Source organism: Nonomuraea sp. NPDC004702 (genome assembly GCF_053601695.1).
Window position 1 is genome coordinate 1 of record NZ_JBSGCE010000167.1, and the last position, 4,520, is coordinate 4,520.

The window sequence follows — 4,520 nt, forward strand, 5'->3', positions numbered from 1 at the left end:
GCCGAACCCGGTCAGCTCGACGCCGTACCGGCCGCCGGAGTCCTCCATCCAGTACTCGTGGATGGTGTGGCCCTTGTTGAGGTCGTTCGGCGCCAGCAGGGAGCTGCGTCCGTTGACATCTGCCGGGTAGCAACCGGATCGTGGGCAGCCTTCTTCGAGTATGGGTTGATGTACTGGGACTTTGCCTCCGCCGCTGTTATTGCAGTGGAGGCCGGTTGCTCGGTGCGTGCCATACCGTGCAAGCCATGCCCACTGGACGTGGTTCCCGTCGAATTCGATCTCGTTGTGGCCAGGACGCCCGAGCTTCTGAAAGACATCATGACGGCGGTTGGCATCCGCCCGTCGGAAGGTACGCAGGGAGGATAATGACTACCGCCAGCCTGCTCCTTTCCGTCGTAGGCGTGTTGCCGGTCGCCGCGGCGGTCTGGCCGCGCGGCGATGTGGGGCAGGCGGACCGGGTCGTGGTCGCGCAGCGCCGTCCACTGCTCGCCAGCGTCGCGCCCGTAGAGCTGACTCGTAGCGGCGCGGAAGCGTAGCCTGCCAGGCTCGTCGCCGAAGTGGTGGCCGCCGAGGACGGCAACCCCGCACTCATCGAGCAGGTACGACTGCATCCCGGCCGACGTGGTCAGCCCTCGTGCCGCGAGCGCCGGCCGGGCCGGCTCGAAGTCGGGGTAGACATAGAAGCCTGCGCGCGGCTCCGGGCACATGGCCCCGGCCGGTGAACGCGGTGTGTACCGCCCGTGCGACGGCGCCGTGCAGGCGTGCGTCGCACGGAAGTGCTCGACGATCTCCGGCGGCTCGTCGAGGGCGACGGTGGCGACGGCCTGCATGGGGCCGGGGAGCGCCGACCACACCTCGCTGGCGATGGCCAGCACCATGCACCGCAGGGCGCGGCCTCACGCGTTGCGGGGCAGGCGGGCGATGCCGATCCGCCAGCCGCCGAGCGCCAGGCTCTTGCTGAGGCCGGTCGTGACGATCGTCCGCGCTGGGAGGAACTGGGCCGGGCTCGCGTACGGCGTCCCAGGGTGGTGGACGGTGTCGCGGTAGATCTCGTCGGAGATGACGGCGATCCGCTCGGAGGCGGCCAGCTCGCAGACGCGGCGGACCAGCTCGGGTGGGGCGAGCGCGCCGGTGGGGTTGTCGCGCGTAGTCAGAATGACCGTGCGCGGGTCAAGGCCGGCGCGTCTGGCCTCGCGCAGCGCGCCGGCGAACTCGTCGGGGTCGGGCACGCCGCCGCACCCGTCGGGCACGGGGACGCGGATGACCCGGCGGCCAGCGAGCAGCGCCTGCGGGACGTAGCTCAGCCAGCACGGCCGCGGCAGCACCACGTGCCCGGGCAGGGCGGCCAGCAGCGCGAACAGCAACGGTTTGCTGCCGGGCCCGGCGACGATCTGCTCGGGCTCGGTCGGCATCCGCCGCCGGGCGAAGTATCCGGCAGTGGCCTGGAGCAGCGCCTGGTCCCCGGCCACGGGCCCGTAGGAGTTGGCCGCGGTCGTGGTGGCGAGCCGGTCGAGGAGCAGCGGGTGCACCGGCAGCCGGGCCTCGCCGAGCCCGAGGTGGACGACGGGCTCGCCGGCCGCCAGCCGGGTCGCGATCTCCTGGTCCAGCGCGAGGTTGGGCGCGATCGTGTCCGGGTTCGTCGGGGGCGTCGGCGAGCGGCGGTGTGACGAGTGGGCGTGGGTGCGGCGCGACCAGTTCTACGTGAGCTTCATGGCGATCCCCTGCCGGAGGCCGGGCCTCCCTGATGCGCGGCGGCCAGGACGAGTCGGTGCCCGATCAGTGCCCGAGGTGGGCGGCGAGAATGCGGGCGATCTCGCCGAGCGGGCCTGGCTGGGTCAGGTCGCGGTGGCGGGCTTCGATGTCGTATCGGATGATCTTCCCGTCGATGTGCGGCCGCAACGAGTCGGCGTTTCCGGGGCGGCCGTTCTCCAGGGCGGCATTGAAGAGCACGACGTCGCCGTGGAAGCGTCCCGGCAGGTAGTCGCGTTGCGCGGCCAAGGTGTGGACGTAGGTGTTGAGCATGCCGCGCGCGGTGGTGGGCGGGACGGCGGCCAAGGGGCCGCCAGCCTGGCGGGAGACGGTCAGCAGCTCTTCCCGGTCGGCGGGTACCAGATCGGGGTAACCGAAGCCCCGGGCGATCTCGGCGAGGATGGCGCGTTCGTCAGGGGCCTGCCCGTTCGTGTGCTGCGGGTAGGAGTCGAGGAGCGCCAGGAGGGCGACCTGCTCGCCGAGCGCCTGGAGCCTGGTGGCGAGTTCGAAGGCGACCATGCCGCCGAACGACCAGCCCAGCAGGTGGTAGGGGCCGCTCGGCCGGACGCGGCGGATCTCGTCGAGGTAGTCAGCGACCAGCTCGCTGATGGTGCGGCCGGGGAGTTCGGGCCGGGCCACGGTCCTGGCCTGCACGCCGTAGACGGGCTGGTCGGTGCCGAGGTGGCGGATCAGGCCCGCGTAGCACCAGCTCAAGCCGCTTCCGGGGTGGACGCAGAGCAGAGGGGGGCGGCTGCCGTGCGGTTGCAGCGGGAGCAGTACGTCCAGGGCCGCCTCGTGGCCGCGGTCGCCGAGGGCGGCGGCGAGACCAGCCACGGTGGGGCTCTCGAACAGGCTGCGGATGGTCAGCTCGATGCCGAGGACCGTGTGGATGCGGCTGATCAGGCGGGTGGCCAGGAGGGAATGGCCGCCCAGGTGGAAGAAGTTGTCGTCGATGCCGACCCGATCCAGGCCCAGCACCTCAGCGAAAAGCTGACACAACATCTCCTCGTGCGGGGTGCGCGGCGGGCGGTCGCCGACCAGCGCCGAGAAGTCGGGGGCGGGCAGCGCGGCCCGGTCCACCTTGCCGCTCGGCGACAGCGGCAACGCCTCAAGCTCGACCAGCACAGACGGCACCATGTGCTCCGGCAACATCGTCCGCAACCTGGACAAGTCCCCCTGGGCTCCGACCACGTAACCGATCAGCCGCTGCTCCCGCAGCGCCACGGCCGCCTGCGTCACGCCGGGCAGCGCGGCCACAGCCGCCTCCACCTCTCCCAGCTCGACCCGGAACCCGCGCACCTTCACCTGGTCATCCACCCGCCCGACGAACTCCAGCTCACCATCCGCGCGCCAGCGCGCCAAATCCCCCGTCCGATACATGCGCCCGCCTGAAGCGTCGAACGGGCACGCCACAAAACGGTCGGCCGTCAGCCCCGCCCGCCCCAGGTAGCCCCGCGCCAAACCCGCACCCGCGACATACAACTCCCCCACCACACCTGGCGGCACCATCTGTAGATCACCGTCCAGCACGTAGAGCCGGGTGTTCCAGATGGGCCGGCCGATCGGCACCGGCCCCGGCCATTCCTCACGTCCGGTTTCCAGAACGAACGCCGCACACCCCACCGTCGCTTCTGTAGGCCCGTACTCGTTGACCACCGGCACCTGGCGCCAGGCGGACAAGCGCTCACCCAGCAACGCTTCGCCGCCCACGATCAACTCACCAACCTCACGTCCTTCCAGCACACCCGTCTCCAAGTGACTGGGCGTCGCTTTCACCAGCGCGCACGGCCCCTCCCCAATCCGCACACACCCACCCGACACCAGCGGCCCCAGCAACGACGTCACCGTCAGATCCGCTCCCGGCGACGAATGCAGCAACACCACACCGCGCAATCCGGCATACCGCCACCGGCACCACATCAGGTAATTGACGATCGCCTTCTGCTCCACCACCACGCCTTTCGGCCACCCCGTCGAGCCGGAGGTGTACATCACGTAAGCCGCCGCCCGCTCATCAACCCGCACACCGAGATTCACCGGTGACATGTCTGGCGCGTCTGTGCCGGTCACTACCACGCACGCACCAGAGTCACGCACCATGAAGTCCACACGCTCACGCGGATAACCAGGATCGACCGGCAGAAAAGCGGCCCCCGTTTTGATCACCGCCCACACGGCCACCACCAATTCGACCGACGGCGGCAACGCGATCGCCACCACCTGCTCCGGGCCGGCGCCAAGGCCGAGCAAGTGATGGGCCAGCCGATTGGCCCGCGCATTCACCTCGGCGTAAGAGAGCGTGACACCGTCGTAGATAACGGCCGGGGCCTCCGGAGTGCGCTCCACCTGCCGCTCAAACAACTCCGCCAGCGACGTGGCCGGGACGTCCCGGCTGGTGTTATTCCACTCGTGCAGGAGGAGGCGGCGTTCGGCCGCGGTGAGGAGGTCGGGCCGGCCGATGGGTTGTGCCGGGTCGGTGAGGAGGCTGTCCAGCAGCCGGAGCAGCCGGGAGGTCATCGCCTCGGCGGTGGGCCGCTCGAACAGGTCGCTCGCGTACTCCAGCGCGGCGCCCATGCCGGCGGGCCGGCCGTCCGGGTCGCGCCGCTGCCGCAGGTGCAGGGTCAGGTCGAACTTGGCGATGTGCCGTTCAACGGTCTCGAAGGCGCTGCCGGCGCCGGCGGGAGGTGCCGGCGTAGTGCTGCCGGATGAGGCCGGCCTCGCGCAGCACCCGGAAGTGGTGGGTGGCGGTGGACTTGCTCACCGAGATGTCG

Annotated in this window: 4 protein-coding genes and 1 pseudogene; 2 read left to right on the forward strand and 3 right to left on the reverse strand. The window is 70.6% G+C overall.

What is annotated here, in order from left to right:
* Both ACWEJ6_RS54300 and ACWEJ6_RS54305 read left to right on the forward strand, forming a co-directional pair.
* Positions 1-366: inositol monophosphatase family protein (locus ACWEJ6_RS54300; protein WP_452433590.1), on the forward strand; the 366-nt coding region annotated here is incomplete at its 5' end.
* Entirely contained in the window at positions 366-536 is a 171-nt protein-coding gene (locus ACWEJ6_RS54305; RefSeq protein WP_452433595.1) for a hypothetical protein, read from the forward strand. The genes ACWEJ6_RS54300 and ACWEJ6_RS54305, both read left to right, overlap by 1 nt.
* A 42-nt stretch (positions 537-578) precedes the next feature.
* On the opposite strand, the pseudogene ACWEJ6_RS54310 reads toward ACWEJ6_RS54305, so the two are convergent.
* The 3 genes and pseudogenes from ACWEJ6_RS54310 to ACWEJ6_RS54320 all read right to left on the reverse strand — a co-directional run.
* Positions 579-1,529, reverse strand: a pseudogene (locus ACWEJ6_RS54310) (pyridoxal phosphate-dependent aminotransferase); the annotation flags it as partial.
* A 247-nt stretch (positions 1,530-1,776) separates the two neighbouring features.
* The gene (locus tag ACWEJ6_RS54315; protein WP_452433592.1) at positions 1,777-4,389 is read right to left on the reverse strand and encodes an amino acid adenylation domain-containing protein; all 2,613 of its coding nucleotides are present in this window, start codon (positions 4,387-4,389) and stop codon (positions 1,777-1,779) included.
* 7 nt (positions 4,390-4,396) lie between these two features.
* Positions 4,397-4,520, reverse strand: a 124-nt coding sequence (locus ACWEJ6_RS54320) for an ArsR family transcriptional regulator (protein ID WP_452433594.1), incomplete at its 5' end; no start/stop codon positions are given.

What these genes read in the sequence shown, in the direction of transcription:
- ACWEJ6_RS54305 (WP_452433595.1), top strand. Translation starts at nt 366, where the DNA reads ATGACTACCGCCAGCCTGCTCCTTTCCGTCGTAGGCGTGTTGCCGGTC.